The 25,812-nt window shown below is 64.6% G+C and carries 23 protein-coding genes, 1 tRNA gene and 1 riboswitch; of the genes, 15 read left to right on the forward strand and 9 right to left on the reverse strand.

Annotated elements, in window-relative coordinates:
• From AAHB16_RS29000 to AAHB16_RS29015, 4 genes are all read left to right on the forward strand, one after another.
• Positions 1–521 (forward strand): adenosine deaminase family protein (locus tag AAHB16_RS29000; protein WP_342052605.1); only part of this gene is annotated, 521 nt, incomplete at its 5' end.
• 12 nt (positions 522–533) lie between these two features.
• Positions 534–1,898, forward strand: a complete 1,365-nt coding sequence (guaD, locus tag AAHB16_RS29005; protein WP_342052626.1) for a guanine deaminase — start codon at positions 534–536, stop codon at positions 1,896–1,898.
• A gap of 76 nt (positions 1,899–1,974) precedes the next feature.
• Positions 1,975–3,159, forward strand: coding sequence for a fatty acid desaturase (locus AAHB16_RS29010; protein WP_150372382.1), 1,185 nt, complete (start codon positions 1,975–1,977; stop codon positions 3,157–3,159).
• Positions 3,160–3,192: 33 nt separating this feature from the next.
• Positions 3,193–3,403, forward strand: a riboswitch (yybP-ykoY riboswitch).
• Positions 3,404–3,430: 27 nt separating this feature from the next.
• Complete coding sequence (locus AAHB16_RS29015) at positions 3,431–4,006, forward strand: TMEM165/GDT1 family protein (RefSeq protein WP_150372383.1); 576 nt, start codon at positions 3,431–3,433, stop codon at positions 4,004–4,006.
• A 102-nt stretch (positions 4,007–4,108) separates the two neighbouring features.
• On the opposite strand, the gene AAHB16_RS29020 is transcribed toward AAHB16_RS29015, so the two are convergent.
• Positions 4,109–5,332, reverse strand: coding sequence for a urate hydroxylase PuuD (locus AAHB16_RS29020; RefSeq protein ID WP_342052606.1), 1,224 nt, complete (start codon positions 5,330–5,332; stop codon positions 4,109–4,111).
• A gap of 25 nt (positions 5,333–5,357) precedes the next feature.
• A complete protein-coding gene (uraH, locus tag AAHB16_RS29025) occupies positions 5,358–5,711 on the reverse strand; it encodes a hydroxyisourate hydrolase (RefSeq protein ID WP_150372385.1) in 354 nt (117 codons plus the stop codon).
• Positions 5,712–5,999: 288 nt separating this feature from the next.
• Here uraH and AAHB16_RS29030 point away from each other — a divergent pair, with 288 nt between their 5' ends.
• The 6 genes from AAHB16_RS29030 (at position 6,000) to AAHB16_RS29055 (ending at position 11,493) form a co-directional block, all read left to right on the forward strand.
• Positions 6,000–6,755: a GntR family transcriptional regulator gene (locus AAHB16_RS29030; RefSeq protein ID WP_342052607.1), complete on the forward strand. Its 756-nt coding sequence runs from the start codon at positions 6,000–6,002 to the stop codon at positions 6,753–6,755.
• Positions 6,756–6,899: 144 nt separating this feature from the next.
• Positions 6,900–8,342, forward strand: a complete 1,443-nt coding sequence (locus tag AAHB16_RS29035; RefSeq protein WP_223851293.1) for a nucleobase:cation symporter-2 family protein — start codon at positions 6,900–6,902, stop codon at positions 8,340–8,342.
• A 16-nt stretch (positions 8,343–8,358) separates the two neighbouring features.
• A complete protein-coding gene (gene puuE / locus AAHB16_RS29040; protein WP_342052608.1) occupies positions 8,359–9,315 on the forward strand; it encodes an allantoinase PuuE in 957 nt (318 codons plus the stop codon).
• The gene (gene uraD / locus AAHB16_RS29045; RefSeq protein ID WP_342052609.1) at positions 9,312–9,839 is read left to right on the forward strand and encodes a 2-oxo-4-hydroxy-4-carboxy-5-ureidoimidazoline decarboxylase; all 528 of its coding nucleotides are present in this window, start codon (positions 9,312–9,314) and stop codon (positions 9,837–9,839) included. The genes puuE and uraD overlap by 4 nt, the downstream gene beginning before the upstream one ends.
• Before the next feature lie 163 nt (positions 9,840–10,002).
• On the forward strand, positions 10,003–11,091 hold the full coding sequence (locus AAHB16_RS29050; protein ID WP_150372389.1) for a porin: 1,089 nt from the start codon (positions 10,003–10,005) through the stop codon (positions 11,089–11,091).
• Between the two features lie 156 nt (positions 11,092–11,247).
• Positions 11,248–11,493, forward strand: coding sequence for a hypothetical protein (locus tag AAHB16_RS29055; protein ID WP_150372390.1), 246 nt, complete (start codon positions 11,248–11,250; stop codon positions 11,491–11,493).
• Between the two features lie 63 nt (positions 11,494–11,556).
• On the opposite strand, the gene AAHB16_RS29060 is transcribed toward AAHB16_RS29055, so the two are convergent.
• Entirely contained in the window at positions 11,557–13,908 is a 2,352-nt protein-coding gene (locus AAHB16_RS29060; RefSeq protein WP_342052610.1) for an NADP-dependent malic enzyme, read from the reverse strand.
• A 156-nt stretch (positions 13,909–14,064) separates the two neighbouring features.
• Positions 14,065–14,730 carry a DUF4136 domain-containing protein gene (locus AAHB16_RS29065; protein ID WP_150372392.1) on the reverse strand — a complete coding sequence of 222 codons (666 nt, stop codon included), beginning with the start codon at positions 14,728–14,730 and terminating at the stop codon, positions 14,065–14,067.
• A 189-nt stretch (positions 14,731–14,919) separates the two neighbouring features.
• Here AAHB16_RS29065 and pepN point away from each other — a divergent pair, with 189 nt between their 5' ends.
• Together pepN and AAHB16_RS29075 are read left to right on the forward strand one after the other, a co-directional pair.
• A complete protein-coding gene (gene pepN, locus AAHB16_RS29070; protein ID WP_342052611.1) occupies positions 14,920–17,616 on the forward strand; it encodes an aminopeptidase N in 2,697 nt (898 codons plus the stop codon).
• Positions 17,617–17,692: 76 nt separating this feature from the next.
• On the forward strand, positions 17,693–18,709 hold the full coding sequence (locus AAHB16_RS29075; RefSeq protein ID WP_150372394.1) for a class 1 fructose-bisphosphatase: 1,017 nt from the start codon (positions 17,693–17,695) through the stop codon (positions 18,707–18,709).
• A gap of 36 nt (positions 18,710–18,745) precedes the next feature.
• Here the strand turns inward: AAHB16_RS29075 and AAHB16_RS29080 are convergent, their stop codons facing one another.
• The 5 genes from AAHB16_RS29080 to AAHB16_RS29100 form a co-directional block, all read right to left on the reverse strand.
• A complete protein-coding gene (locus AAHB16_RS29080) occupies positions 18,746–20,029 on the reverse strand; it encodes a TRAP transporter large permease (RefSeq protein WP_150372395.1) in 1,284 nt (427 codons plus the stop codon).
• Complete coding sequence (locus AAHB16_RS29085) at positions 20,020–20,469, reverse strand: TRAP transporter small permease (RefSeq protein ID WP_446718145.1); 450 nt, start codon at positions 20,467–20,469, stop codon at positions 20,020–20,022. The genes AAHB16_RS29080 and AAHB16_RS29085 overlap by 10 nt, the downstream gene beginning before the upstream one ends.
• Before the next feature lie 117 nt (positions 20,470–20,586).
• Positions 20,587–21,588: a TRAP transporter substrate-binding protein gene (locus AAHB16_RS29090; protein WP_446718144.1), complete on the reverse strand. Its 1,002-nt coding sequence runs from the start codon at positions 21,586–21,588 to the stop codon at positions 20,587–20,589.
• 54 nt (positions 21,589–21,642) lie between these two features.
• The gene (locus tag AAHB16_RS29095; protein ID WP_342052612.1) at positions 21,643–22,545 is read right to left on the reverse strand and encodes an SMP-30/gluconolactonase/LRE family protein; all 903 of its coding nucleotides are present in this window, start codon (positions 22,543–22,545) and stop codon (positions 21,643–21,645) included.
• A gap of 5 nt (positions 22,546–22,550) precedes the next feature.
• Positions 22,551–23,387: an NAD-dependent epimerase/dehydratase family protein gene (locus tag AAHB16_RS29100; protein ID WP_150372397.1), complete on the reverse strand. Its 837-nt coding sequence runs from the start codon at positions 23,385–23,387 to the stop codon at positions 22,551–22,553.
• Between the two features lie 326 nt (positions 23,388–23,713).
• Between AAHB16_RS29100 and AAHB16_RS29105 the strand changes: the two genes are divergently transcribed.
• The 3 genes from AAHB16_RS29105 to AAHB16_RS29115 all read left to right on the forward strand — a co-directional run bounded on the left by AAHB16_RS29105 (position 23,714) and on the right by AAHB16_RS29115 (position 25,666).
• Positions 23,714–23,789, forward strand: a tRNA-Thr gene (locus tag AAHB16_RS29105).
• Positions 23,790–24,081: 292 nt separating this feature from the next.
• The gene (locus AAHB16_RS29110; RefSeq protein ID WP_150372398.1) at positions 24,082–24,756 is read left to right on the forward strand and encodes a DUF1120 domain-containing protein; all 675 of its coding nucleotides are present in this window, start codon (positions 24,082–24,084) and stop codon (positions 24,754–24,756) included.
• Between the two features lie 226 nt (positions 24,757–24,982).
• Complete coding sequence (locus AAHB16_RS29115; protein WP_342052613.1) at positions 24,983–25,666, forward strand: DUF1120 domain-containing protein; 684 nt, start codon at positions 24,983–24,985, stop codon at positions 25,664–25,666.
• Positions 25,667–25,812: the final 146 nt, after the last annotated feature.

The raw sequence follows: 25,812 nt of genomic DNA on the forward strand, positions 1-25,812 counted from the left end.
GGGGGGGGCCCCACCCCCCGGCGGGGGGCCACCCCCCCGAGAAGTGCGCGCGCGTGTGCGCGCGCGCGAAGGAACTGGGTCTTCGCCTCGTCGCGCACGCGGGCGAGGAAGGCCCGGCGCAGTACGTGACCGACGCGCTCGACATCCTCCACGTGGAGCGCATCGACCACGGCGTGCGCGCCATCGATGACGACGCGCTGATCGCGCGCCTCGCGAAAGAGCGCATCGCACTGACCGTCTGCCCGCTCTCCAACGTCAAGCTCAAGGTCTATCCGGACCTGCGCGACCATCCGGCCAAGCGCATGCTCGACGCCGGCGTGGTCGTGACGCTGCACTCGGACGATCCGGCCTACTTCGGCGGCTATATGAACGCCAACTGGGAAGCCACGTTCGACGCGCTGCCGCTCGACGCCAGGGACGCGCACAAGCTCGCGCGCCATTCTTTCGAAGCGGCCTTTTTGCCCCCATCGCTGAAGGCCGAGTATCTCGCCGAGGTCGACCACTTCTGGGCGACACCTTAACAAGACCACATGATGACCAACACATTGTCCTTCCCGAGCCAGCCGCAAGGCGGCGCCACGCGTGTCATTCGCGGCCGCATCCTGCATTTCCTGCGCGACCCGCAGTTCCACGACGACGGCTACGAGTATTGGGAAGACGGTGTGCTGGTCGTGAAGGGCGGCCGCATTGCCGCGGCGGGCGACTACGCCACGCTCGCGCCGACGCTGCCGGCCGATGCCGAACTGATCGACCATCGCGGCAAGCTGATCGTGCCGGGCTTTATCGACACGCATATCCACTATCCGCAGACCGATATCATCGCGTCGCCGTCGCCGGGCCTGCTGCACTGGCTCGACACCTACACGTTTCCCGAGGAGCGCCGCTTCTCCGAGCCCGCCTATGCCCGCGCGGTGGCGGACTTCTTCACCGACGAGCTGCTGCGCAACGGCACCACGAGCGCGCTGGTCTGGAGCACCGTGCACGCGACGTCGGCTGACGCGCTCTTTGCCGCGAGCGAGGCGCGCAACCTGCGCATGATCACCGGCAAGGTGATGATGGACCGCAACTGCCCCGACTTCCTGCGCGATACCGCGGAAACCGGCGCGCGCGACTCCGCCGACCTGCTCTCGAAGTGGCACAACAAGGGCCGCCTCGCGTACGCGATCACGCCGCGCTTCGCGCCCACCTCCAGCGAGGCGCAGCTGGCCGCGTGCGGCGAACTCGCGCGCGCGCATCCGGACGCGTTTATCCAGACGCACGTCGCCGAGAACCGCGACGAGGTCAAGTGGGTGGCCGAGCTGTTTCCCGACGCGCGCAGCTATCTCGATGTCTACGACCGCTACGGCCTGCTGCGGCCCGGCGCGTTCTACGGGCATGCGATCTACCTCGACCCCGACGACCGCCGGCGCCTGGCCGACAGCGGCGCGGCCGTGGCGCACTGCCCGACCTCGAACCTGTTCCTGGGCAGCGGGTTCTACGACTTCCACCAGTCCGATGCCCACCGCCTCAACGTGACGCTGGCCACCGACGTGGGCGGCGGCACCTCGTTCTCGATGTTCCGCACGATGAATGCCGCGCACAAGGTGGCCCGCATGGGCGGCTATCACCTGACCGCGCTGCGCATGTTCTACCTTGCCACGCGCGCCGCGGCCGAGGCGCTGGGCTGGGCGGACCGCATCGGCAGCTTCGAGGCCGGCTGCGAGGCCGACTTCATTGTGCTCGATCCCGATGCCACGCCGCTGATCGCCCGCCGCAGCAGCCGCTCGGAGACGCTCGAGGAGCAGTTGTTCGCGTTCGCGATGCTTGGCGACGACCGCGTGATCGAGGATGTCTACATCATGGGCAAGGCCGTAGGGGAGGCAACGGCGCCCAAATATGGCTTATCTGCTATGGCTTGATGAACATCAACACAATTGTCACCAAAGCCCTTTAGCCTCTTCCGGCCATCACCATGACCGATACCGGAAGAACCGCATGCCTGCCCGCTCCGACAACGCACTGACCGAAGCCAGTGCGTTCGCCACCCCCGGCCCCGACCATTCCAGGGCCGCCCAGCCCGGACGCCAGTCCGCCTCCACGGAACTGCCCGAGCCCATCGCGGCCGACGCACCGCTGCCGGGCCGCAAGGTCATCCGCGGCTGGCTGATTCCGCTGGGCCGGCGCAGCACGCCGCGCGCGCTCATGCTGTTCGCGTTCGACTACCTGCTGTTCGCGGCCGTGATGGCCGCACTCGTGCTGGTGACGCCGTGGTGGGCCAAGCTCGGCATCGGCGTGCTGGCCGGCCTCGTGATCGCACGGCTGTTCATCATCGGCCACGATGCCTGCCACCAGAGCCTGACCGCGCGCCGCGGCCTCAACAAGTGGATCGGCCGGCTGACGTTCCTGCCCTCGCTGACACCGTACAGCCTGTGGGAAGTGGGCCATAACGTCGTGCACCACGGCTACACGAACCTCAAGGGCTTCGACTTCGTCTGGGCGCCCTACTCGCTCGAGGAATTCCGCGCGTTGCCGCGCTGGCGCCGCGCGCTGGAGCGCGTGTACCGCAACGGCTTCGGCGCGGGGCTCTACTACCTCGTGGAGATCTGGTGGTTCAAGATGTTCTTCCCGAGCAAGCGGCAGATGGCCACGCGCCGCGCCATCTTCACGTGGGACTGCGTGCTCGTGGCCGCGTTCGGCGCGCTGTGGATCGGCACGCTGGCCGCGCTGGCGCTCGCCACGGACCAGTCCGTGACGCTGCTGGTGGCCACCGGCTTCGTGCTGCCGTTCCTCGTCTGGAACCTGACGGTCGGCTTCGTGCTCTACGTTCACCATACGCATACGAGCGTGGCCTGGTACGACACCAAGGCGATGTGGGCCAAGGCGCAGCCGTTCGTCTCGACGACCGTGCATCTGCGCTTCCGCCATGGCATTGGCGCGGCGCTCCATCACATCATGGAACATACGGCACACCACGTGGACATGAGCGTGCCGCTGTACCAGCTCAAACGCGCGCAGGCGCTGCTCGAGCACGCGCTGCCGGGCCGCATCATCGTCGAGAACTTCTCGTGGCGCTGGTATTTCGACACGGCCCGCCGCTGCAAGCTCTATGACTTCAAGGCGCTGTGCTGGACCGATTTTCGCGGGCGCCAGACCAGCGAGAACGCACCGGTGCCGACCTGAAGGTGGACGGCGCGAGGCCGCACCGTTATAATGCGGCCTTCCATTGGGGAGTAGCCGCCTCGTTCCATGCCATGCGATGCCATGCCATGTCGTGAACGGGGGCGTACGTCAACAGACTTGACTGGGTTTCCAGTTATGGCGTGCGCAGTCATGTACCACGGTACAGGGGCCTGGCGAGACCGATGACCTCTCCTTTCTGGCCGGGCCGGGAAAGGCGAGTGTCATTGGCATCTCGCGATGCATTGCGGCCCGGGTTGTTCCCACACAAAAGATGGAATCATTCCTCGTCTCCACGGGTATCGTGGCGCTCGCCGAAATGGGCGACAAAACCCAGCTGCTGTCTCTCGTGCTCGCCGCACGGTATCGCAAGCCTGTTCCCATCATCCTTGGCATCCTGATCGCCACGCTCGTCAATCACGGCTTTGCCGGTGCGCTGGGCGGCTGGATCACGCATGTGCTCGGCGCCAATCTGCTGCGATGGATTCTCGGCCTCGGCTTTATCGCGATGGCCGGGTGGATGCTGATCCCCGACAAGCTCGACGACGCCGAGCAGGCGAAGCCGGTCAAGGGCGCCATCGGCATTCTCGGCACGACGATCGTCGCGTTCTTCTTCGCGGAGATGGGCGACAAGACGCAGATCGCCACCGTTGCGCTCGCCGCGCGCTTTCCCACGCAGGTCATCGCGGTCGTGGCCGGCACGACGTTCGGCATGATGCTCGCCAACGCGCCCGCCGTGCTGCTGGGCGACAAGTTCGCGAACAAGATGCCGATCGCGCTGGTACACAAGATCGCTGCGGCGATCTTCCTGGTGCTGGGCCTGCTGGCGCTATTCAACGTCGGCGGCTGATCCAGCCCTGCAGACGCAAAAAAACGGGGCGGATGCCCCGTTCAAACCATCGACGGTCTGGTTTGAGCCGGGCCGTCGATCACCGATGCCCGTTTCAGTGGGTCAGTTGGCGGTCGCCGCCCCACCCTCGAACCATTGCCCCAGCAATGCGCGCTCGTCGTCCGTGATCTGCGTGACGTTGCCGAGCGGCATGGCCTTCTGCTGCACCGCCTGCTGATAGATCAGCTGCGCGTGCGCCTTGATTTCGTCCACCGTATCGAGCTTGATGCCCTTGGCGGCGGTCGGCATCATCTTCGGCTGCTCCGCGTGGCACTGCACGCATCGCGCGTTGATGATCTCCTGCACCTTGTGGAAGCTCACGGCATTCGCGGCAGCATTCCCGGCAGCATCGGCGCCGCCGGCACTCGCCACGACCGGACGCGGCTGCGGCGCGATGATGAACGCCACCACACCGAGCACCGCCACGCCCGCGGCGGGCCAGGCGATATTGATCTTGCCCTTGTGCTTGAGGATAAAGAACTGCCGCACCAGTACGCCCGCCAGCATGATCAGGATCAGCACCAGCCAGTTGTACTTGTGCGCGTACGTCATGCTGTAGTGGTTCGAGAGCATCGCGAACAGCACGGGCAACGTGAAGTAGGTGTTGTGCACGCTGCGCTGCTTGCCGCGCTTGCCGTGGATCGGATCGACGGGCTGCCCCGCCTTCAGCGCGGCCACGACCTTGCGTTGCCCCGGGATGATCCACACCAGCACGTTCGCGCTCATGATCGTCGCGATCATCGCGCCGGTCAGCAGGAACGCCGCGCGGCCCGAGAACACGTGGCACGCGACGAACGCGGCCAGCGCCACGTAGACCGCCACCATGATGCCGACCATGCGGTCGCTCTTGCCGAAGACACGGCAGATGCAGTCGTAGACCACCCAGCCGATCAGCAGATAGGACACCGCGAAGCCGACCGCCGCGCCGGGCGACATGTCCCAGACGTTCTTGTCGATCAGGAACGTGCTTGCGTTGAACAGATACAGCACCACCAGCAGCGCGAAGCCGGTCATCCAGGTCGAGTAGGACTCCCAATAGAACCAGTGCAGGTTCGGCGGCAGGTGCTTTGGCGCGGTCAGGTACTTCTGCGGGTTGTAGAACCCGCCGCCGTGCACGGCCCACAGTTCGCCATCGACGCCGCGGGCCTTGAGTTCGGGATCGTCGGGGCGCGTCAGCGAGTTGTCGAGCCAGACGAAATAGAACGACGAGCCGATCCACGCGATCGCGGTGATCACGTGCGCCCATCGCAGCAGCATGTTGAACCAGTCGAGGATATAGCCTTCCATGATGTGTCTCCTTCCCCGCGCCCGATCAGCTGCCGCGGTAGGTCGAGTACGACCACGGCGAGACCAGCAGCGGCACGTGGTAGTGCGCGGCGGCATCGGCAATGCCGAAGCGCAGCGTCACCACGTCGAGGAAAGCGGGATCGGGCAGCGTGACCCCTTGCGCGCGGAAGTAGTCGCCGGCGCCGAACTCGAGTTCGTAGACGCCGGGCACGAGCGCGTCGCCTTCGAGCAGCGGCGCGTCGCAGCGGCCATCGTGATTGGTCACGAGGCGCTTGAGCGTTTCGCGCTGATTGTTGACAATTTTATGGAGTGCGATCGACATGCCTTGCCCGGGAATACCGGCGGCCGTGTCCAGCACGTGCGTAGTGAGGCGTCCCATCCTGTTCGTCCTTGACGGTTTGGGTTGTGATAGGCGCCGCTGCCTTCACTAGCACCATTTGTGGGAATGGTGCCCGCTCGGTACGTGTATTCACGCATCCCGGCGCTTGCAGCCGTGCGGCTGCAACGTTGTGCGATGGAGGCGAAGATGCGCTACTCCATCGCGCCTGACAACTCCGTACTTACCCGGATTTGTCGAAAACCTTGACTTGTTTTGTTGACAATATTGAATCCCCATCCAAATAATTGTCAACAATTTTCTCAGCGCCCTTCCCCGCCGCAGATCGCCATGTCCAAGAATCTCAAGCTGATTGCCGCCGCCACCGACGAGCTGCCGGCCGCCGACCTCAAGCCCGCGCGCAAGGGATCGGTGGAGGAGCGCATGTATCACGAGATCTACGACGCGATCATGGAGCACCGCCTGCCCCCGCGCACGAAGCTCACCGAGCAATCGCTTTGCGAGATCTATGCCACCGCGCGCCACACGGTCCGCAAGGTGCTCTCGCGGCTGGCGGCGGACGGCATGGTGGACCTGGAGCCGAACCGCGGCGCCTTTATCGCGAGCCCCTCCACGGACGAGGCCCACGACATGTTCGAACTGCGCCAGATGCTCGAGCGCGCCGTGCTAGACAAGCTGGCCGCGCGCGCCGACGTCAAGAGCGTGATCGCCCCGCTGCGCCGCATGGTCGCGACCGAACGGCAGGCATTCCTCTCGCACGAACGGCCGCGATGGATCCGTCTGTCGGCCGAATTCCATACCGCGCTGGCCGAACTTTCGGGCAACGCACTGCTCGTGACGATGATGCGCCGGCTGGTCTCGCGCACGACGTTGATGATCGCGAGCGTGGAAGCGCCGGGGCACAACGCCTGCTCGTTCGACGAGCACGACGACATCCTCGATGCACTGGAAGCGGGCGATGCCGCACTGGCGCAGGCGCGCATGGCGCACCACCTTGGCGCCTGCGCCGATCGCGTGCAACCCGACGAACCCGGCAATTTCGATCTGCGCAGCGTGCTTGGACAAGGCGGGGGACACACCCGCTGATGCTGGCGCGCGGTTTGCTCCGCGCCTCTGTTGCGACCCGGTCCCGCACGCTTTGCCACAGGCGCCACAGAGCCGCCGCGCGTGCCCAACGCCAATGCCCGGGAGTGGAGGCACGGATTTCCCCAATCGGAGAAGGAGACACCCATGACTTCCGCGAGTAGCACGCGTACGACTGATTCGACCGATGCGACGGACACGGCGACCCCGGCCGACCGCATCAACGAACGACTTCCCTCGGGCCGGCTGCTGGCCCTGGGCCTGCAGCACGTGCTGGTGATGTACGCGGGCACGGTGGCGGTACCGCTGATCGTCGGCGGCGCGCTCAAGCTTCCCAAGGACCAGCTTGCCTTCCTCATCAACGCGGACCTGTTCGCCGCCGGCATCGCCACGCTGATCCAGGCGCTCGGCTTCTGGCGCTTCGGCATCCGCATGCCGGTCATGATGGGCGTCACGTTCGCGGCGGTGGCACCGATGATCGCCATCGGCGGCGATCCCGAGATCGGCCTGCTCGGCATCTACGGCGCGGTGATCGCCTCCGGCATCTTCGGGATACTGATCGCGCCGCTGATGGGACGCATGCTCGGGCTCTTTCCGCCCGTGGTGACCGGCACCGTGATCACGCTCATCGGCATCTCGCTGATGCGGGTGGGCATCAACTGGGCCGGCGGCGGCCAGCCGACCACGCGCGCGGTCATCGACGGCGTGGTCAAGGACGTGCCGAACCTCGCCTACGGCGACCTCGGCAACCTCGCCATCGCGGGTCTCGTGCTCGTGGTCATCCTCGTGCTGACCAAGTACGGGCGCGGGCTCATCGCCAACTGCGCGGTGCTGCTCGGGATCATCGCCGGCACGCTCGTCGCGATGGCATTCGGCAAGGTGTCGTTCGAAGGCCTGCACGAGGCGAGCCTCGTGGCCGTCATCACGCCGCTGCACTTCGGCATGCCGACGTTCCAGCTCACCGCCGTGCTGTCGATGTGCATCGTCATGCTGATCACGCTCGTGGAATCCACGGGCATGTTCCTCGCGCTGGCCGACATCACGGGCAAGCGGCTGACCAATCGCGAACTCACCAACGGCCTGCGCGCCGACGGCCTCGGCACGATCGTCGGCGGGGTGTTCAACACGTTCCCGTACACGTCGTTCTCGCAGAACGTGGGCCTCGTGACCGTGACCGGCGTGCGCTCGCGCTATGTGGCCGTGGCTGGCGGGCTGATCCTGATCGCGTTCGGGCTGTTTCCGAAGATGGCGCACGTCGTGGCCTCGGTGCCGCAGTTCGTGCTCGGCGGCGCCGGCATCGTGATGTTCGGCATGGTCGCCGCCACCGGTATCCGCATCCTTGGGTCGTGCGACTTCAACCGCAATCGCCACAACCTGTTCATCGTCGCGATCTCGATCGGCTTCGGCATGGTCCCGACGCTCTCCCCCACGCTGTTCCAGTACCTGCCGAAGTGGACCGATCCGTTCACGCATAGCGGCATCGTGCTCGGCACGATCGTCGCGGTGGCGCTGAACCTGTTCTACAACGGCATGCAGTCGGCCGAAGAAGCCATGCGCAATGCCGCCGCCAACTCTCACGGCACCGAATAACTACCACGCAGCAGCCATGAGCCAACACAACGATTCCCAACACTATCCACGCGACCTCGTCGGCTACGGCGCCGAACCGCCGCACGCACGCTGGCCCGGCGGCGCGCGCGTCGCGCTCCAGTTCGTCCTCAACTACGAGGAAGGCGGCGAGAACAACGTGCTGCACGGCGATGCCGGCTCCGAGCAGTTCCTGTCGGAGATCATCGGCGCGGCCGCCTATCCGGACCGCCATATGAGCATGGAGGGCGTGTACGAGTACGGCTCGCGCGCGGGCGTCTGGCGCATCCTGCGCGAGTTCGAACGCCGCGGCCTGCCGCTCACGATCTTCGGTGTCTCGATGGCGCTGCAGCGGCATCCCGACGTCACGCGCGCGTTCGTCGAGCTCGGCCACGAGATCGCCTGCCACGGCTGGCGCTGGATCCACTACCAGAACATGGACGAGGCCACCGAGCGTGAACACATGCGCATCGGCATGGAGATCATCCGCGAGATGACGGGCGCGATGCCGCTCGGCTGGTACACGGGCCGCGACAGCCCCAATACGCGCCGGCTCGTCGTCGAGCACGGCGGACTGCTCTACGACGCCGATTACTATGGCGACGACCTGCCCTTCTGGACCGAGGTGGAAGTCACGGGCGGCGAGAAGAAGCCGCACCTCGTGGTGCCCTACACGCTCGACTCCAACGATATGCGCTTTGCCACGCCGCAGGGCTTCAACACGGGCGAGCAGTTCTTCCAGTACCTCAAGGACGCATTCGACGTGCTGTATGCCGAAGGCGATCCGCGCGGGCTCGACCGCCCGAAGATGCTGTCGGTGGGCATGCATTGCCGCCTGCTCGGCCGGCCCGGACGCTTCCGCGCGCTGCAGCGCTTTCTCGACTACGTGCAGGAACATGACAAGGTCTGGATCTGCCGCCGCGTGGATATCGCGCGCCACTGGATCGAGACCCATCCGTACGGAGGCCAGGCATGAGCGCGGCAGGCATGCACTACACCCTCGCCCAGCTCAACGCGATGCCCGAGGCCGAGTTCGTCGCGGTCCTCGGCGGCATCTACGAGCATTCCCCATGGTTCGCCGAGTCGGCCGCTCGCAAACGCCCGTTTGCCGACCTGGCCTCGCTGGCCGCGGCGCTCCGCGAGGCCGTCGATCACGCGGGCCGCGAGGCGCAACTCGCGCTCGTGCGCGCGCACCCGGAGCTCGCGGGCAAGGCCGCGGTACGCGGCGAGCTTACCGACGAGTCCACGCGCGAGCAGAGCGGCGCGGGCCTGCACCTGTGCACGCCCGAGGAGTTCGAACGCCTGCAGCAGCTCAACGCGGACTACAACCGCAAGTTCGGCTTCCCGTTCATTCTCGCGGTGCGTGGCTACGATCGGCACGGCATCATCGCGGAATTTGCAAGACGCATCGACAACGCACCCGACGTCGAGTTGCAAACGTGCATCAACCAGATTCATCGCATTGCACAGTTTCGGCTCGACGACTTAGTATCCCGCTGAGCCAAAAAATCGGGCGAATAAAGAAGAGAGAGATCAGAGCGAAGGAACGTCGTTCGCCATGCCGGCACGCGGCAGCGCCCACCAGAGGCGTACCGCGCCGGCTGCCACAGCGGACCCAGCACACAGCGTTCTGAGCGGTACCAAACCACGGAGGTCTTTACCCATGTCGAAGCACTACAAGCCGGCTTTCAAGCTGGCGGCGATCGCGGCTGTCCTGTATTCGGGCGCCACCCTCGCGCAATCGGGCGTCACGCTTTACGGCCAGGCCGATATGTTTATCGGCGGCATTAAGAATCCGGGCACCGGCGAGCGCGCCTTCGTGGCGAACTCGGGCGGCATGCAGACGTCCTACTGGGGCATCAAGGGTTCGGAAGACCTGGGCGCGGGCACGCGCGCGATCTTCGACCTCAACGCGTTCTACCGGACCGACAACGGCCGCGTCGGCCGCTTCGATGGCGACTCGATGTTCAGCCGCAACGCGTTCGTCGGTCTCGAGAACAACAACTTCGGTTCGCTGAAGCTCGGCCGCAATACCACGCCGTACTTCGTCTCGACCATCATCTTCAACCCGCTGGTCGACTCGTACGTATTCTCGCCGATGGTGTTCCACACCTACCTGACGTCCGGCAATGCCCAGGTGTTCGACCCCGGCATCATCGGCGATTCGGGCTGGAACAACTCGATCCTGTACTCGACGCCGACCTGGGGCGGCCTGACCGCCAACTTCATCTACGGCCTGGGCGAGAACGCCGGCAACTACAGCCAGAACAAGTGGGGCGGCAACGTGACCTACTTCAATGGCAACTTCGGCGCGACGCTCGCGTTCCAGCAGGTCAAGTTCGACAACGCGCCGTTCGACGTCACGAACTCGACGAACCCGCTGCTGACCGGTGTCAGCAAGCAGACCGCGGTACAGGGCGGCGTCTCTTACGACTTCCGCATCGTCAAGCTGTTCGCGCAGGCGCAGTACATCAAGACGAGCATCAGCGCGGCCAATCCGAACGGCGACATCAAGCACACGAACGGCCAGGTCGGCGCTTCGGTGCCGGTGGGCGCGGGCGCGGTGCTGGCGACGTACGCGTACGGCAAGACCGAGAATGCGGTCGCGGACTTCAAGCGCAACACGTTCGCACTGGCCTACGACTACAACCTGTCAAAGCGCACGGACCTGTATGCGGCCTACTACTACGACAAGGTCACCGGCATCGAGCACGGCGACAGTTTCGGGGTGGGTATCCGTCACAAGTTCTGACGCGGCCTCGCTAATATGCCGCACTGCGGCATTGAAGCGAGATTGAAAGCAGGGACTCCATAGGCCGATTCAATTGGCGACAGTCACCTCTTAGTCCTTAAATGGGTTTCCGGACTCTGTGCCGGAACCACGTGACAGGAACGAGTGAGGTGACTCATGCGGCGCTATGCGAAAACCCGTTCGGAATTGATGGCGATCCTGAGCCAGTGCCTGGATAACAATCCGGAGTGCGGTGAGGTGGAGCTGCACGCGATGCGCGTGCATCAGCCCGATCACACCGGTTGCAACTGGAGTGCGGAAGTGGACTTCCGCGCGGACACCTTCGATGACGTGACGCAGCAACTCGCGGCAGCGCGTTCGATCATTGTGGTCATGCGCGAGCAGTACAACGTGTTGCAATAGCTGCGCACACAGGGAAAGGAAAAGCCGGGTCCGAGGACCCGGCTTTTTTTTGGGGCGTAGCGCTTAGCGCAGCGCGCCAGCCTCGGCGACCGCAACCGCCGTCATATTGACGATACGGCGCGTCGTCGCCTGCGGGTTCAGGATATGCACCGGCTTGGCCGCGCCCAGCAGGATCGGGCCGACCGTCACGCCCTGCCCGCCCGTGATCTTGAGCAGGTTGAACGCGATATTGGCCGCGTCCAGCGTCGGCATGACCAGCAGGTTGGCGCTGCCCGCCAGCTTCGTGGACGGCAGGAAGTGACGGCGCACGTCCTCGACCAGCGCGGCGTCGCCCTGCATCTCGCCTTCCACCTCGAGCTGCGGCGCCACCTTCGACAGGATCTCGGCGGCATCGCGCATCTTGCGGGCCGACGGACGCGTCGACGACCCGAACATCGAGTGCGACATCAGCGCGACCTTCGGATGCAGGCCGAAGCGCGAGATTTCCTCGGCGGCCAGCTGCGTGATGCAGGCCAGTTCTTCAGCGGTCGGATCGTCGTTGACGAACGTGTCGGTGATGAACAGCGTGTACTTTTCGAGCATCAGCGCGTTCATGGCCGCGAAGACCTTGGCCTCCGGCTTCATGCCGATGACGTCGCGGACGTGCTCGAGGTGACCCTCGAAGCGGCCCACCGTGCCGCACAGCAGCGCGTCGGCATCGCCCATATGCATCAGCATCGTGCCGATGAGCGTGTTCGAGCGGCGCAGCGCCACCTTGGCCATGTCCGGCGTCACGCCGTCGCGGCCACGCAGCGCGTGGTAGGCCTCGTGGTATGCGCGGTAACGGGGATCGTCCTCGGGGTTCACGAGTTCGAAGTCCACGCCCGGGCGCAGGCGCAGGCCGGCCTTGTCGATACGCATCTGGATCACGTGCGGACGGCCGATCAGGATCGGACGCGCGAGGCCTTCATCGACCACGCTCTGCACCGCGCGCAGCACGCGCTCTTCTTCGCCCTCGGCGTAGGCCACGCGCTTCGGCGCGGCCTTGGCGGCCGTGAACACCGGCTTCATCATCAGGCCGGTGTGATAGACGTAGTGCGTCAGTTGCTGGCGGTAGGCCTCGAGGTCCTTGATCGGACGCGTTGCCACGCCCGACTCCTCCGCGGCCTTGGCCACGGCCGGCGCGATCTTCTCGATCAGGCGCTGGTCGAACGGCGTCGGGATGATGTAGTCGGGTCCGAACTTGAGCTCGGCGCCGCCGTAAGCGGCCGCCACGGCGTCGTTGAGCTCGGCCTCGGCCAGCTCGGCGATCGCCTTCACGCAGGCCAGCTTCATCTCTTCCGTGATCTTGGTCGCGCCGCAGTCGAGCGCGCCGCGGAAGATGTACGGGAAGCACAGCACGTTGTTGACCTGGTTCGGGTAATCCGAACGGCCGGTCGCGATGATGCAGTCGGGGCGCGCGGCCTTCGCGACTTCAGGACGGATTTCCGGCTCCGGATTGGCCAGGGCCAGGATGATGGGCTTGTCGGCCATCGTCTTGACCATGTCGCCGGTCAGCACGCCAGCGGTCGAGCAGCCCAGGAAGACGTCGGCGTCCTTGACGATGTCGGCCAGCGTACGGGCCGACGTGTCCTGCGCGTAGCGGGCCTTGTTGGCTTCCATGTTGGCATCGCGGCCCACATGGATCACGCCCTTCGAGTCCACCACGTAGACGTTCTCGCGCTTGACGCCGAGGCTCACCATGGTGTCCAGGCACGCGATGGCCGCGGCGCCGGCACCCGACACGGCCAGCTTGACCTTGCCGATGTCCTTGCCCACGACCTTCAGGCCGTTCAGCAGTGCGGCCGCGGAGATGATCGCGGTTCCGTGCTGATCGTCATGGAAGACGGGAATGTTCATGCGCTCGCGCAGCTTCTTCTCGATGTAGAAGCACTCGGGCGCCTTGATGTCCTCGAGGTTCACGCCGCCGAGCGTCGGCTCCAGCGCGGCCACGATCTCGACGATCTTGTCCGGGTCACGGGCATCGAGTTCGATGTCGAACACGTCGATGCCGGCGAATTTCTTGAACAGGCAGCCCTTGCCTTCCATCACGGGCTTGCCGGCGAGCGGACCGATGTCGCCCAGGCCCAGCACCGCGGTACCGTTGGTCACCACGGCCACGAGGTTCGCGCGCGAGGTGTACTCGGCGGCCATCGCCGGGTCCTTGGCAATCTCTTCGCACGCATACGCTACGCCCGGCGAGTACGCCAGCGACAGGTCCCGCTGGTTCGACAGCGCCTTGGTGGCCGTGACCTGGATCTTGCCCTTGGTGGGGCTGCGGTGATATTCGAGTGCGGCGAGGCGCAGTTGCGCTTCAGGACTGTTGGGGGCGTGCTGGGGGGGTTGCGTGGGGGCTTGTTGCGACGCAACATCCGCGCCGGTAGTCTTGCTGGTCATTCTGCTCGTCCGGGATGAAGGCCCTGCCACACCATGCAGAACGGCGAGGGCCGGAAAATTCGAGCAGCCATTCTAGCCCAGCGCGCATGCGCGGTGTGCCTACTTTCTCTTCAGTCTCGGTTCAATGGGCTTTACTACCGAAGGGGAAAAAGCCTCCTATGGTTTGGCCTTCTCGACTTCGAGCGTCACGCGCCGCGGCCGGCCACTCTCGCCGGGGAAATCGGCGAACGCGCTCCGGATCATGTAGGGCATGACGCCGGCCAGGCTGCCGCCCTCGGTCGTGTTGCGCGCGGTGACCTGATAGACGCGCTTGCCCGACTTCGCATCCTTGAAGAACACGCGCAGGCTCGCGAACGTCACCGGCACGTCGCGCACGATCGTCTGCGGCGGCCAGTAGCCCGGGCCCCAACCCCACGGCCCGTAGGGTCGATACCAGCCGCCGTAGCCCCCATAGGGTCCCCAGTACGGCCCCCACGGGCCGTACCACGGATCGGGGTAGACGGTCTCCGCCACGCGCACCATTCCGGGGACGGCGTCGTAGTCCATGCTCACCAGATACCGTGCCTGACTGGCCGGCAATTGTTCGAATCCCACGCCGCCCAGCGTCGCCGCGAGCCATTGTTCGTATGTGGCGCGCTCCAGTTGCGCCTCCTGTTGCGGCGAGTTCTCGAACGCATAGGTGCGTGGCGCGTCGTTCTGCCATTCGGGCTGGCGGAACGCCGTGACCTCGGTGGTGATGGTGCTGGCGCAGCCCGAGAGCCACAGGGCCGCCAGCAAGGCCAGCGCAAGTGTCCGGCCACGGTTGAAATTTTTCTGCCACATATCGATTCTTCCCGCCTTCTTATCGATGTCCCTGCCACGCCATTCAGACCGTTTGCGTGACGCCGCGTTCCCGCGGCCGACCTCCTTCAACCCCGTTGGCTACAATGAGGACTTCGGCACCGAACCCTTCCGCGCCGCCCGCCTTGTCTCAACGGCTTGTCCCAACGACCACCGAACACAGGATTCCCCATGCTCCGCACCGATACGCCCGTTACCGTCTATCGCAAGGACTATACTCCGCCCGCGTTCGCAATCGACCACGTGGATCTGGTGCTCGAACTCGATCCGCAGCGCACGATCGTCACGAGCACGCTGGGCTTCCATCGCGCACCCGGTGCGGCGCCCGATGCCGCGCTGGTCCTCGCCGGCGAGGAACTCGAACTCGTCGGCGTGCGCCTCGACGGCCAGCCGTTCGCGGGGGTGGCCACCGCCACCGGCTCGCTGACGCTCACGGGCCTGCCCGCGCAAGGCACGCTCGAGATCACCACCGCGTGCAACCCGGCCGCGAACACCACGCTGTCCGGCCTGTACGTCTCCAACGGCAACTTTTTCACGCAGTGCGAAGCGGAAGGTTTCCGGCGCATTACCTATTTCCTCGACCGCCCTGACGTGATGACGACCTATCGCGTCACGCTGCGCGCGGATCGCGCCGCCTACCCGGTGCTGCTGTCCAACGGCAACCTGCTGAGCGAGCAGGCGCTGCCCGACGGCCGCCACGAGGCGGTCTGGGAAGACCCGTTCCGCAAGCCCTCGTATCTGTTCGCGCTCGTCGCCGGCAAGCTCGAATGCATCGAGGAACGGATCCAGTCCGCATCGGGCAAGGAGAAGCTGCTGCAGGTCTGGGTAGAAGCGCAGGACCTCGACAAGACGCGCCATGCCATGGACTCGCTGATCAACTCGATCCACTGGGACGAGCGCCGCTTCGGCCTCGAGCTCGACCTGGACCGCTTCATGATCGTCGCCGTCGGCGACTTCAACATGGGCGCGATGGAGAACAAGGGCCTCAACATCTTCAACACCAAGTACGTACTGGCCAACGCCCAGACCGCGACCGACGTGGACTTCGCGAACATCGAGTCGGTGGTCGGCCACGAGTACTTCCATAACTGGACCGGTAACCGCGTGACGTGCCGTGACTGGTTCCAGCTGTCGCTCAAGGAAGGCCTGACCGTGTTCCGCGATCAGGAGTTCTCGGCCGACATGATGGGCTCGGAGTCGGGCCGCGCGGTCAAGCGCATCGAGGACGTGCGCGTGCTGCGGCAGGTGCAGTTCCCCGAGGACGCGGGTCCGATGGCGCATCCGGTGCGGCCGGACAGCTACGAGGAGATCAACAACTTCTACACGGTCACGGTCTACGAGAAAGGCGCCGAGGTCGTGCGGATGTACCAGACGCTGCTCGGCCGCGATGGCTTCCGCAAGGGCATGGACCTGTATTTCGAGCGCCATGACGGCCAGGCCGTGACGTGCGACGACTTCCGCCGCGCGATGGCCGATGCCAACGGCCGCGACCTGACGCAGTTCGGGCTCTGGTACAGCCAGGCCGGCACGCCCGTGGTGACCGTGCGCACCGCGTGGAACGCCGGCGCGGGCACGCTGGATATCACCCTCGCCCAGCGCTGCCCGAAGGTCGGCATCGAAACGCGCGACGGTACGCCCGAGAAGCAGCCGTTCCATATTCCGTTCGCGATCGGCCTGATCGGCAAGGACGGCGAGGACCTGCCGCTGCGGCTCGAAGGCGAGGCCGCCGCCGGCGACACCACGCGCGTGCTCGATTTCACGCAGGCCGAGCAGACGTTCCGCTTCGTCGGGCTGCCTGCGGGCGATGCCCCGACGCCGTCGCTGCTGCGCAATTTCTCCGCGCCCGTGATCGTCGACTACGACTACAGCGACAGCGCGCTGACGTTCCTGCTCGAGCACGACAGCGATCCGTTCAACCGCTGGGAGGCTGGCCAGCGCCTCGCCACGCGCGTGCTGCTGGAACTCGTGGCCGACGCGCAGGCGGGCCGCGAACTCAAGCTCAGCAAGGCGCTCGTCGATGCGTTCCGCGCGGTGCTCACCGACGGCACGCTGAACCCCGCGTTCCGCGAACAGGCGCTGATGCTGCCGGCCGAGGCCTATCTGGCCGAGCGCATGGGCGTGGCCGATCCCGCCGCGATCCACCGCGCGCGGCTGTTCCTGCGCGAGGGCCTCGCACGCGCGCTCAAGGCCGAATGGCTGGCCGCGTACGAATCCAATGCGACGCCCGGTCCGTACTCGCCGGACGCCGATTCCGCCGCGCGCCGCGCGCTGCGCAACCTTGCGCTTGGCTATCTGGCCGATACCGGCGATGCCGACATGCAGGCGCTGGCGGACAAGCACTACGCGGAGTCCGACAACATGACGGACCGCTTTGCCGCGCTGTCGGCACTCGTCAACAGCTTCGCGCCGGGCCGCGAGCACGCGCTGGCGGACTTCTACCAGCGCTTCGAGAACGATCCGCTGGTCATCGACAAGTGGTTCTCCCTGCAGGGCATGCAGCGCGGCGAGGTGGGGCCGCACGCGGGCAAGCGCACGATCGACGTGGTGCGCAACCTGATGGAGCACCCGGCATTCACGCTGCGCAACCCGAACCGCGCGCGTTCGCTGATCTTCAGCTTCTGCTCGGGCAATCCGGCCCAGTTCCACGCCGAGGATGGCTCGGGCTACGAATTCTGGGCCGATCAGGTCCTCGCGCTCGATGCGATCAATCCGCAGGTGGCGGCGCGGCTGGCCCGCGTGATGGACCGCTGGCAGAAGTACGCGCTGCCGCTGCGCGACCGCATGCGGGCGGCGCTGGAACGTGTGTCGGCGTCCTCGACGCTGTCGCGCGACGTGCGCGAGATCGTGGGCAAGTCGCTGTCGGCCTGAGGCCGGTTTCCGCCTGAAGATATCGGACATAGTCGGCGCCACGGTAAAATGGCGCCGATCCAAGGAGAACCCCACCATGACACGCATCAGTCTCACCCGATATCTGGTCGAGGAGCAGCGCAAGCACAACACGATTGAGCCCGAGCTGCGGCTGCTGATCGAAGTGGTTGCCCGCGCCTGCAAGGCCATCTCCAACGCCGTCAGCAAGGGCGCGCTCGCGGGCGTGCTCGGCTCGGCCGGCACCGGCAACGTGCAGGGCGAAACGCAGCAGAAGCTCGACGTGATCGCCAACGAGGTCCTGCTCGACGCCAACGAGTGGGGCGGCCACCTCGCGGCCATGGCGTCCGAGGAAATGGACTCGTTCTACGAGATCCCGAACCGCTATCCGAAGGGCGAGTACCTGCTGCTGTTCGATCCGCTCGACGGCTCGTCGAACATCGACGTGAACGTGTCCATCGGCACGATCTTCTCGGTGCTGCACATGCCCAAGCCAGGCCAGACCGTGACCGAGGCGGACTTCATGCAGCCGGGCACGCATCAGGTGGCGGCCGGCTACGCGGTGTACGGTCCGCAGACGACGCTGGTGCTGACGGTCGGCAACGGCGTGCATATGTTCACGCTCGATCGCGAAGCAGGCAGCTTCGTGCTGACGCAGCAGGACGTCAAGATTCCGGAAGACACCAAGGAATTCGCGATCAACATGTCCAACATGCGCCACTGGGCGCCGCCCGTGCGCCAGTACATCGACGAATGCCTGGCTGGCGAGGATGGTCCGCGCGGCAAGAACTTCAATATGCGCTGGATCGCCTCGATGGTCGCCGACGTGCACCGCATTCTCACGCGCGGCGGCATCTTCCTGTATCCGTGGGACAAGCGCGATCCGGACAAGCCGGGCAAGCTGCGCCTGATGTACGAGGCGAACCCGATGGCGATGCTCGTCGAGCAGGCCGGCGGCGCGGCCACCAACGGGCATGACCGGATTCTCGACGTGGAGCCGACCAAGCTGCATCAGCGCGTGTCGGTGATCCTCGGGTCGAAGAACGAGGTGGACCTCGTGACCCGGTACCACCGGGAAGCGGAAGGCAAGGCCTGACCGACCCACTCCCCTCTCCCCATGGGAGAGGGGTTTTTATTTGAGCAGCAAATCCGGCAGCCACATCGAAAACGCCGGCACGTAAGTCACCATCAGCAACGCCGCCAGCAACGCGCCGTAGAACGGCCAGATGGTCTTCATGACCTGCCCCACCGACACGCCCCCGATCGCGCACCCGACGAACTGCGTGGTCCCCACCGGCGGCGTATTCAACCCCAGCGCGCAATTGATCAGCATCAGCATGCCGAACTGCACCGGTCCCATGCCGTAGTGCTGGCAGATCGGCAGAAAGATCGGCGTGCAGATCAGGATCGTCGCGGCCATGTCGAGGAACGTGCCGAGCACGAACAGCAGCACGTTGACCATCAGGAAGATCATCCACGGGGTCGTCGACAGCGAACTCAGGAACTGGCCCGTGAGCTCGGCCACGCCATAGAGGCTGATCAGATAGCCGAACGTACCCGAGATGCCGATCAGCAGCAGCACCACACCCGTCGTCTTCACCGCCTTGGCCGCCGCGCGGATGAACTGTTCCTTCGTCAGCGAGCGATAGACCACCACGGTCAGCGTCAGCGCATAGAGCACCGCCACCGCCGCGGACTCGGTCGCCGTGAACACGCCCGACAGAATGCCCGCGAGAATCAGCACCACGACGAACAATCCCGGCAACGCGGCCGCAAGCGAGTGGCCGACCATCTCCCAGCCCGGAAACGTGCCGGCCGGGTAGCCGCGCTTGCGTGCGACGAAGTACGCGGCCGCGAGATTGCATAGCGTGAGAATCAGCGCGGGAACCACGCCGGCCAGAATCAGCGCGGCAATCGACACCTTGCCGCCGGCGGCCAGCGTGTAGATGATCATGTTGTGGCTCGTCGGCATCAGCGCGCCCACCAGCGCCGCGTGCGTGGTCACGTTGACCGCATAGTCCGCGTGATAGCCCTCGCGCTTCATCATCGGGATCATCACGGCGCCCATCGCCGACACGTCGGCCACGGGCGATCCGCTGACGCCGCCGAACAGCGTGCAGGCCACCACGTTGGACATGCCGAGCCCGCCGCGCACATGGCCGGCCAGCGACTTGGCAAACCCGACGATGCGATCGGCAATGCCGCCGTACAGCATCAGCTCGCCCGCGAAGATAAAGAACGGAATGGCCAGGAACGAGAACGCGTTCATGCCCGACGTCATCTGCTGGAACACGACCGCAAGCGGCAGGCCTTCGTAGAGGATCGTCGCCACCGCCGAAAGCCCGATCGCAAACGCGACCGGCACGCCGAGAATCAGCAGCCCGAAAAAGCAGACGGAAAGAATGATCAGTGCCATGCGGGCTCCACTTCGGTCCCCTTGACCACCGCGATGATGTGTTCGATCGAGAACAGCACGATGAGCACGCCCGCGATCACGGGCGGCACATAGCGCCAGCCTTCCGAGATACCGAGCGTCGGCAGCTTGTAGTCGGCGACGGATAGCGCGAGCAGCGCGCAGTTCCAGGCCATCACCGCGCCGAACGTGCCGACCAGCCCGTGAATCAGGATCTCCAGCTTCAGGCGGACGCGCTGGGGCACGAGCACGAGCAGCGACTCGAGCCCGATATGGCCCGCGTCGCGCACGCCCACCGCGGTGCCGAGCATCGTCACGTACAGCACGAGCAGCATCGCAAGCGTTTCTGCCCATGTCGGCGTGTCGTTGAGCACGTAGCGGCCGAACACCTGCACGAGCACGGCGACGACGAGCAGGATCAGCCCGGTCACGCCGAGCGCCATGCAGGCGCGGGCGAGCATGGCGCAAAAGCGCGTATAGGCATTCGGCGTGTCGGCAACCTCGCCGCGCGCCGATGCGGAGGATGCAGGCGATGACGTCATCGAGATCTCCCCTGCCGATTACTTGGTCTCTTGCGCGCGCCGCACGTAATCCTTCATCTGCGGACTCGTGATAAAGCGGTCGTACACGGGCTTCATCGCGGCCTGGAACGAGCTCTTGTCCACCTGGATGATCTGCACGCCCGATGCTTCGACGATCTTGCGCGACTTCGTCTCGCGCTCGTCCCACAGCTTGCGCATATAAGGTACCGAGTCCTTCGCGGCCTGACGCACGAGCTGCTGGTCGGCCGGCGGCAGGCGGTCCCACGCGAGCTTCGAGAACAGCAGCATCTCGGGCGCCATCGAGTGCTCGGTCATCGAGTAGTACTTGGCCACCTCGAACTGGCGCGAGCTTTCATAGCTGGGCCAGTTGTTCTCGGCGCCATCGACGAGGCCCGTCTTCAGGCCCGTGTACACTTCGCCCCACGGCATCGGCGTGGCATTGGCATGCATCGCTTCCATCAGCGACACCCACAGGTCGGACTGCTGCACCCGGATCTTCATGCCCTTGGCATCGGCCAGCGTGCGAATCGGACGCTTGGTCGTGTAGAGCGAGCGCGAGCCGCTGTCGTACCACGCCAGCCCGATAAACCCGTTCTTCTCGCACGACTTCAGAATGTCGTCGCCGAGCGGGCCGTCGAGGACATGGCGCATATGCTCGGTGGAGCGGAACAGGAACGGCATCGTCGGGACGATCGTGGCCTCGCAGATATTGTTCATCGCGGCCGAGTTCACGCGCACCATCTGCAGCGCGCCGATCTTGGTCTGCTCGATGGCGTCCTTCTCGCTGCCGAGCGCGCCCTGCGCGAACACCTTGATCGACAGCCGGCCGTTGCTGCGCTGCTTGAGCAGCTCGCCCATATGGCGCACCGCGAGCACGGTGGGATAGTCCTCGGGGTGGATATCGGCCGAGCGGAAGTCGGCGGCCTGCGCGGCGGGGATGGCCAGCGTCGCCATCACGGCACCAAGCATGGCGCGCACGCCTGCGCGCTGGAACGAGCGGGTAAGGAACTTCGATGGCATCGGTGTCTCCGTTTGTAGTTATGACGCGATGATGAGATGGACAGGTCTTGCGGATCAGTCTTTCAGCATGGGCTCCGGAAGGCCCGGCACCCCCGGGCGCAGCGCGAATACCGCACCGGAAAGCGGGTCCTCGGCGTCGCTCGTGCGAATCGAGGTGACATAGAGCGTATCGAGCCGATCGCCGCCAAACGCGCACATCGCGGGCTTGGCCACCGGCACGGCAAGGCTGCGATCGAGCCTGCCTGCCGGCGTGAAGCGATGGATCTGCCCGGCATCGTTGCCACAGATCCAGTAACAGCCCTCGGCATCGACGGCCGCGCCATCGGGCCGGCCCGGCAGCGCCGTCATATCGACGAACACACGCCGGTTCGACGGCGTGCCCGTATCGGTGTCGTAATCGAATGCCCAGACGATCTGCCGCGACGGATGCGAATCGGACACGTACATCGTGCGGCCATCGGGACTAAACGCGAGACCGTTGGGCGTTATCAACGAAGACAGCATCGATGTCGCACCCTCGCTGAAGTCGTAGCGATACAGCCGGCCGTCATCGGCCGCCAGCGACATGTCCATCACCATCGTGCCGGCCCAGAACCGCCCCTGCCGATCGCAACGCCCGTCGTTGAAGCGCATGCCTTCACGCGCATGCGTAACCTTGGCCACGCGCCGCAGCACCGGCGTGGCCATCCCGGGCACGAACGCCGTCGAGCGAAACAGTCCGCTCTCCATCGCCAACAGCCACCCACCGTCGGCCGCCATGGCCATGCAACCAGCCATCTCCGGTAGTTGCCAGGAGCTCGACTGCCCGCTCGACGGATCCCAGCGCCACAGCGTGCGATTCGGAATATCGGTCCAATACAGCGCGCGTTCGCCGCCATGCCACACGGGGCTCTCGCCGACGCCGCAACGCATATTGCCGATCCGCTCGATCTCCATCGTGGCCGCCACCGCGTTCATGGCGCTCAGTCTCCGAACGGACCAGCCTTGACGAATGCCCCGCCCTGATACCAACCAGCGGGATCGTCCGCGGGCAACGGCGGCACCGATTCGACCTTGGCGCGGAATTGCTCGGAGCTTTCGACGGGCTTGAAGCCCAGCCGCTCAGCCTTGCCGTTATCCCACCAGCGATCGCGATTGGCCGAAGCCCCGTAGACGATCAGGTTGCCCACATCGGGCACAAAGATCGAGCGCTTGATCAACTGCTCGAGGTCGTCGTAGCCGAGCCACGTGATCAGCATGCGGCGGTCTTTCGCTTCCGGAAACGACGAGCCGATACGCAGGCTCACGGTCTCGATACCGTAGCGATCGAAGTAGAAGCTTGCCATCTGCTCGCCGAACGCCTTGCTGATGCCGTAGTAGCCGTCGGGGCGCGGCACCGTGTCCGCGTCGAGCGTCTCGCCCTGCTTGTAAAAGCCGATGACGTGGTTCGAGCTCGCGAACACCACGCGCTTCACGCCGTGGCGACGCGCGGCTTCATAGAGGTTGTACGTGCCTTGAATATTTGCCGGCAGGATCTCCTCGAACGGCCGCTCCACCGAGACGCCGCCCAGATGCACGATCGCATCGACACCTTCGACCAGTGCATGCACGGCCTGCGGATCGGCGAGATTGCACGGCACGATCTCTTCCTGCCCGCGCGGGGCGCCGAGGTCCGCGATATCCGAGAGCCGGACCACATCGGCATACCGCTTGAGCCGGTCGCGCAGGACCTTGCCGAGGTTGCCCGCGGCGCCCGTCATCAGGATGCGATGGCAGCGCGTGGCGATACCGTCCAGCGGATCTTTCGATGCAAGAGACATGTTTTTTCGTCTGTTATTGATCTGTCGTCATACAACGTCTGCGCAATCTAAACCTGCGCCTCTAACCGGTCAATGCGGTTCTCATCGGTGTATTCCCTAGACGTTTTCTCTTGCAGACATGCACAAGGCGCGCGGCATTGACCCCGTTCAACCAGGCCCGTGCCATGACGAAAAGGTATGACGTCCTAGGACCATGTCAGCGCGACGACGGGCCCTCGAGCGCGCTCGGCGCCACAGAAAAAAATGGCACGGGGGCTTCACAAAACGCAAAGGCGCTGCTAATATCGCGGTCTCTTATCCGATGCAACGCAAATTCATCGGTGTGGGCCGAAGTAGCTCAGTCGGTAGAGCAGCTCATTCGTAATGAGAAGGTCGGGGGTTCGATTCCTCTCTTCGGCACCATAAAGAATTCAGTAGTACCAGGCACATCAGATGCCATTTAGAAACCCGCTTAGCGCAAGCTTCGCGGGTTTTTTGTTTTTTCCTCCCGCTGTCGGCGCACGTCGCGCGCCATCGCTGCGGCAGCCGCTCCCCTCCGCTCGAGCACGCGCCCGAGAACCCCACCCCACCTCGTAGTTCTACTAACTCATCAAACGTTTCACTGTTTTAAGGCTTCTTGCGATTCCGAGATCGGCGGCCATCGAGAAGACTGGGCCCCGTCTCAACTCACATCTCGCAAGCAACGTCGCATCACATGAAACCCAACATCCGTACCGCTGCCCTCACCCTCCTGCCCCTGACCGCGATCCTGACCGCAGCTTTTGCCGCGGACAACGCAGACCTGACGATCAAAGGCAGCATCCGACCATCCGCCTGCTCGATAAGCCTGTCAGACGACGCCCTCATCAGCTTTGGCACCATCTTCCCGTCATCGTTAAGCCAGACATCCGCTACCCGCCTTGCATCGAAACCCTTCACGCTGAGCATCCAATGCGATGCACCCACCAAGCTGGCACTCAGCTTGATCGACGGCCGCAAAGGCACCGCCAACAACGGCGCAGGCAACGCCATCTATCCATCCGATTCTGTCTGGTACGGCGTAGGCAACGTGGACGGCAAGAACATTGGCGCGTACACGATCCAACGCAATGACAGCACACCCGCCAATGCAGACGGCGAGGTGGCGACGAGGCTCTACACAACCGACGGCGGCGATACGTGGGGGCGCGCTCAACAAGTGGACTGGACGGAACCGGGAACCCGCGGACACGGCTGGTCGGTACGCGATGCGTCAGCACCGGGCGCATTCAAGACGATCACCCAGCAATGGCAACTCGATTTCGCCATCGGCAAAGCCACCGACCTGCCACCACTCACCAGCGACATCCAACTCGACGGTCTGGTCACATTCCAGATCAAGTACCTGTAACAACCTTAGCGCACATCGACGTAACGGCGCACATAACGAAATCGCCAGGATACGCATGCAGCACAATGCTTGCGACTTATCACCCTATTTCATCGCAGTTTTACGAAGTATTAGGCGTTTTCCGTTTTTAGTTTTTTTACGATTCAGAGATAGCCGTCCAACGACCAAACTTCAGTCGTTCCCCAGCGAACACCGCTTCTTAAACTCTGAGATACACCGAAATATCATGAACACGACTATTCGCAACACCGCCCTCGCTTCCATCCTGTTTGCCGCCGCTTCCAGCGCCGCCTTTGCTGCTGACACGGCTGATCTGAAGGTCACGGGTACCATCAAACCTGCCGCGTGCGCCGTCACGCTTTCAGGCAACGGCATCGTCGATTTCGGAACCATTTCCGCACGCGACCTTAGCGATACGGCATACACTGCACTTACCACGAAAAATGTCAAGACCACGGTGACGTGCGATTCCTCCACGAAGATCGCACTGAAGGTTGGAGACAACCGAGCCGGAACCGCTACAGCCACCGATTACAAATTCTGGGGCTACTACAGCGCCGCCGCGAACTTCGGTTTCGGCGAGGCATCGGGCAAGAAACTGGGCGGTTACGCCCTTCGCCTCAGCCCCTACAGCACCATCGACGGGGCATTGGCGGACAACGGTCGCACGCTCACCTCCACCGACAGCGGCAAGACGTGGAAAAACAGCACCGATACCAAATATCTCCGCGGCGACGGTTCGGTCCTGGCCTCTATTGCCGCTAGCGGGTCCACCGCCCCCGGCGAAGCAAAGGTGTTTGTCTTCGAATTTGATGTCTATGGCGCCATTGAAAGCAAGGCCAACCTCCCGGCACTGACGTCGGATATCTCGCTCGATGGCAACACCACTTTCTCGATTGTTTATCTGTAAATCAGAATCGACATATTCGCCGCCCCGCCCTTGGGAAGTCTGCTGATCGCAGACACCTAGTAAAACGGCCCCGCACAGCGGGGCCGTTCTTTTTATCGATCGCGACATCTGCCACTATCGTACCGCTCCTCTTACCAGCGCATACA

The sequence above is a fragment of the Cupriavidus sp. OTU4054 genome, from assembly GCF_038440175.1.
Lineage (GTDB): Bacteria > Pseudomonadota > Gammaproteobacteria > Burkholderiales > Burkholderiaceae > Cupriavidus > Cupriavidus pauculus_D.

Excerpts from the sequence above, each read along its gene's own strand:
- AAHB16_RS29080 (WP_150372395.1), bottom strand. The coding sequence starts at position 20,029 with ATGGCACTGATCATTCTTTCCGTCTGCTTTTTCGGGCTGCTGATTCTC.
- AAHB16_RS29015 (WP_150372383.1), top strand. The coding sequence starts at position 3,431 with ATGGAATCATTCCTCGTCTCCACGGGTATCGTGGCGCTCGCCGAAATG.
- AAHB16_RS29035 (WP_223851293.1), top strand. The coding sequence starts at position 6,900 with ATGACTTCCGCGAGTAGCACGCGTACGACTGATTCGACCGATGCGACG.
- AAHB16_RS29065 (WP_150372392.1), bottom strand. The coding sequence starts at position 14,730 with ATGTGGCAGAAAAATTTCAACCGTGGCCGGACACTTGCGCTGGCCTTG.
- AAHB16_RS29060 (WP_342052610.1), bottom strand. The coding sequence starts at position 13,908 with ATGACCAGCAAGACTACCGGCGCGGATGTTGCGTCGCAACAAGCCCCC.
- puuE (WP_342052608.1), top strand. The coding sequence starts at position 8,359 with ATGAGCCAACACAACGATTCCCAACACTATCCACGCGACCTCGTCGGC.
- AAHB16_RS29050 (WP_150372389.1), top strand. The coding sequence starts at position 10,003 with ATGTCGAAGCACTACAAGCCGGCTTTCAAGCTGGCGGCGATCGCGGCT.
- AAHB16_RS29075 (WP_150372394.1), top strand. The coding sequence starts at position 17,693 with ATGACACGCATCAGTCTCACCCGATATCTGGTCGAGGAGCAGCGCAAG.
- AAHB16_RS29090 (WP_446718144.1), bottom strand. The coding sequence starts at position 21,588 with ATGCCATCGAAGTTCCTTACCCGCTCGTTCCAGCGCGCAGGCGTGCGC.
- guaD (WP_342052626.1), top strand. The coding sequence starts at position 534 with ATGACCAACACATTGTCCTTCCCGAGCCAGCCGCAAGGCGGCGCCACG.
- AAHB16_RS29030 (WP_342052607.1), top strand. The coding sequence starts at position 6,000 with ATGTCCAAGAATCTCAAGCTGATTGCCGCCGCCACCGACGAGCTGCCG.
- AAHB16_RS29100 (WP_150372397.1), bottom strand. The coding sequence starts at position 23,387 with ATGTCTCTTGCATCGAAAGATCCGCTGGACGGTATCGCCACGCGCTGC.
- pepN (WP_342052611.1), top strand. The coding sequence starts at position 14,920 with ATGCTCCGCACCGATACGCCCGTTACCGTCTATCGCAAGGACTATACT.
- AAHB16_RS29020 (WP_342052606.1), bottom strand. The coding sequence starts at position 5,332 with ATGGAAGGCTATATCCTCGACTGGTTCAACATGCTGCTGCGATGGGCG.
- uraD (WP_342052609.1), top strand. The coding sequence starts at position 9,312 with ATGAGCGCGGCAGGCATGCACTACACCCTCGCCCAGCTCAACGCGATG.
- AAHB16_RS29110 (WP_150372398.1), top strand. The coding sequence starts at position 24,082 with ATGAAACCCAACATCCGTACCGCTGCCCTCACCCTCCTGCCCCTGACC.
- AAHB16_RS29085 (WP_446718145.1), bottom strand. The coding sequence starts at position 20,469 with ATGGCGCTCGGCGTGACCGGGCTGATCCTGCTCGTCGTCGCCGTGCTC.
- AAHB16_RS29115 (WP_342052613.1), top strand. The coding sequence starts at position 24,983 with ATGAACACGACTATTCGCAACACCGCCCTCGCTTCCATCCTGTTTGCC.
- AAHB16_RS29010 (WP_150372382.1), top strand. The coding sequence starts at position 1,975 with ATGCCTGCCCGCTCCGACAACGCACTGACCGAAGCCAGTGCGTTCGCC.
- uraH (WP_150372385.1), bottom strand. The coding sequence starts at position 5,711 with ATGGGACGCCTCACTACGCACGTGCTGGACACGGCCGCCGGTATTCCC.
- AAHB16_RS29055 (WP_150372390.1), top strand. The coding sequence starts at position 11,248 with ATGCGGCGCTATGCGAAAACCCGTTCGGAATTGATGGCGATCCTGAGC.
- AAHB16_RS29095 (WP_342052612.1), bottom strand. The coding sequence starts at position 22,545 with ATGAACGCGGTGGCGGCCACGATGGAGATCGAGCGGATCGGCAATATG.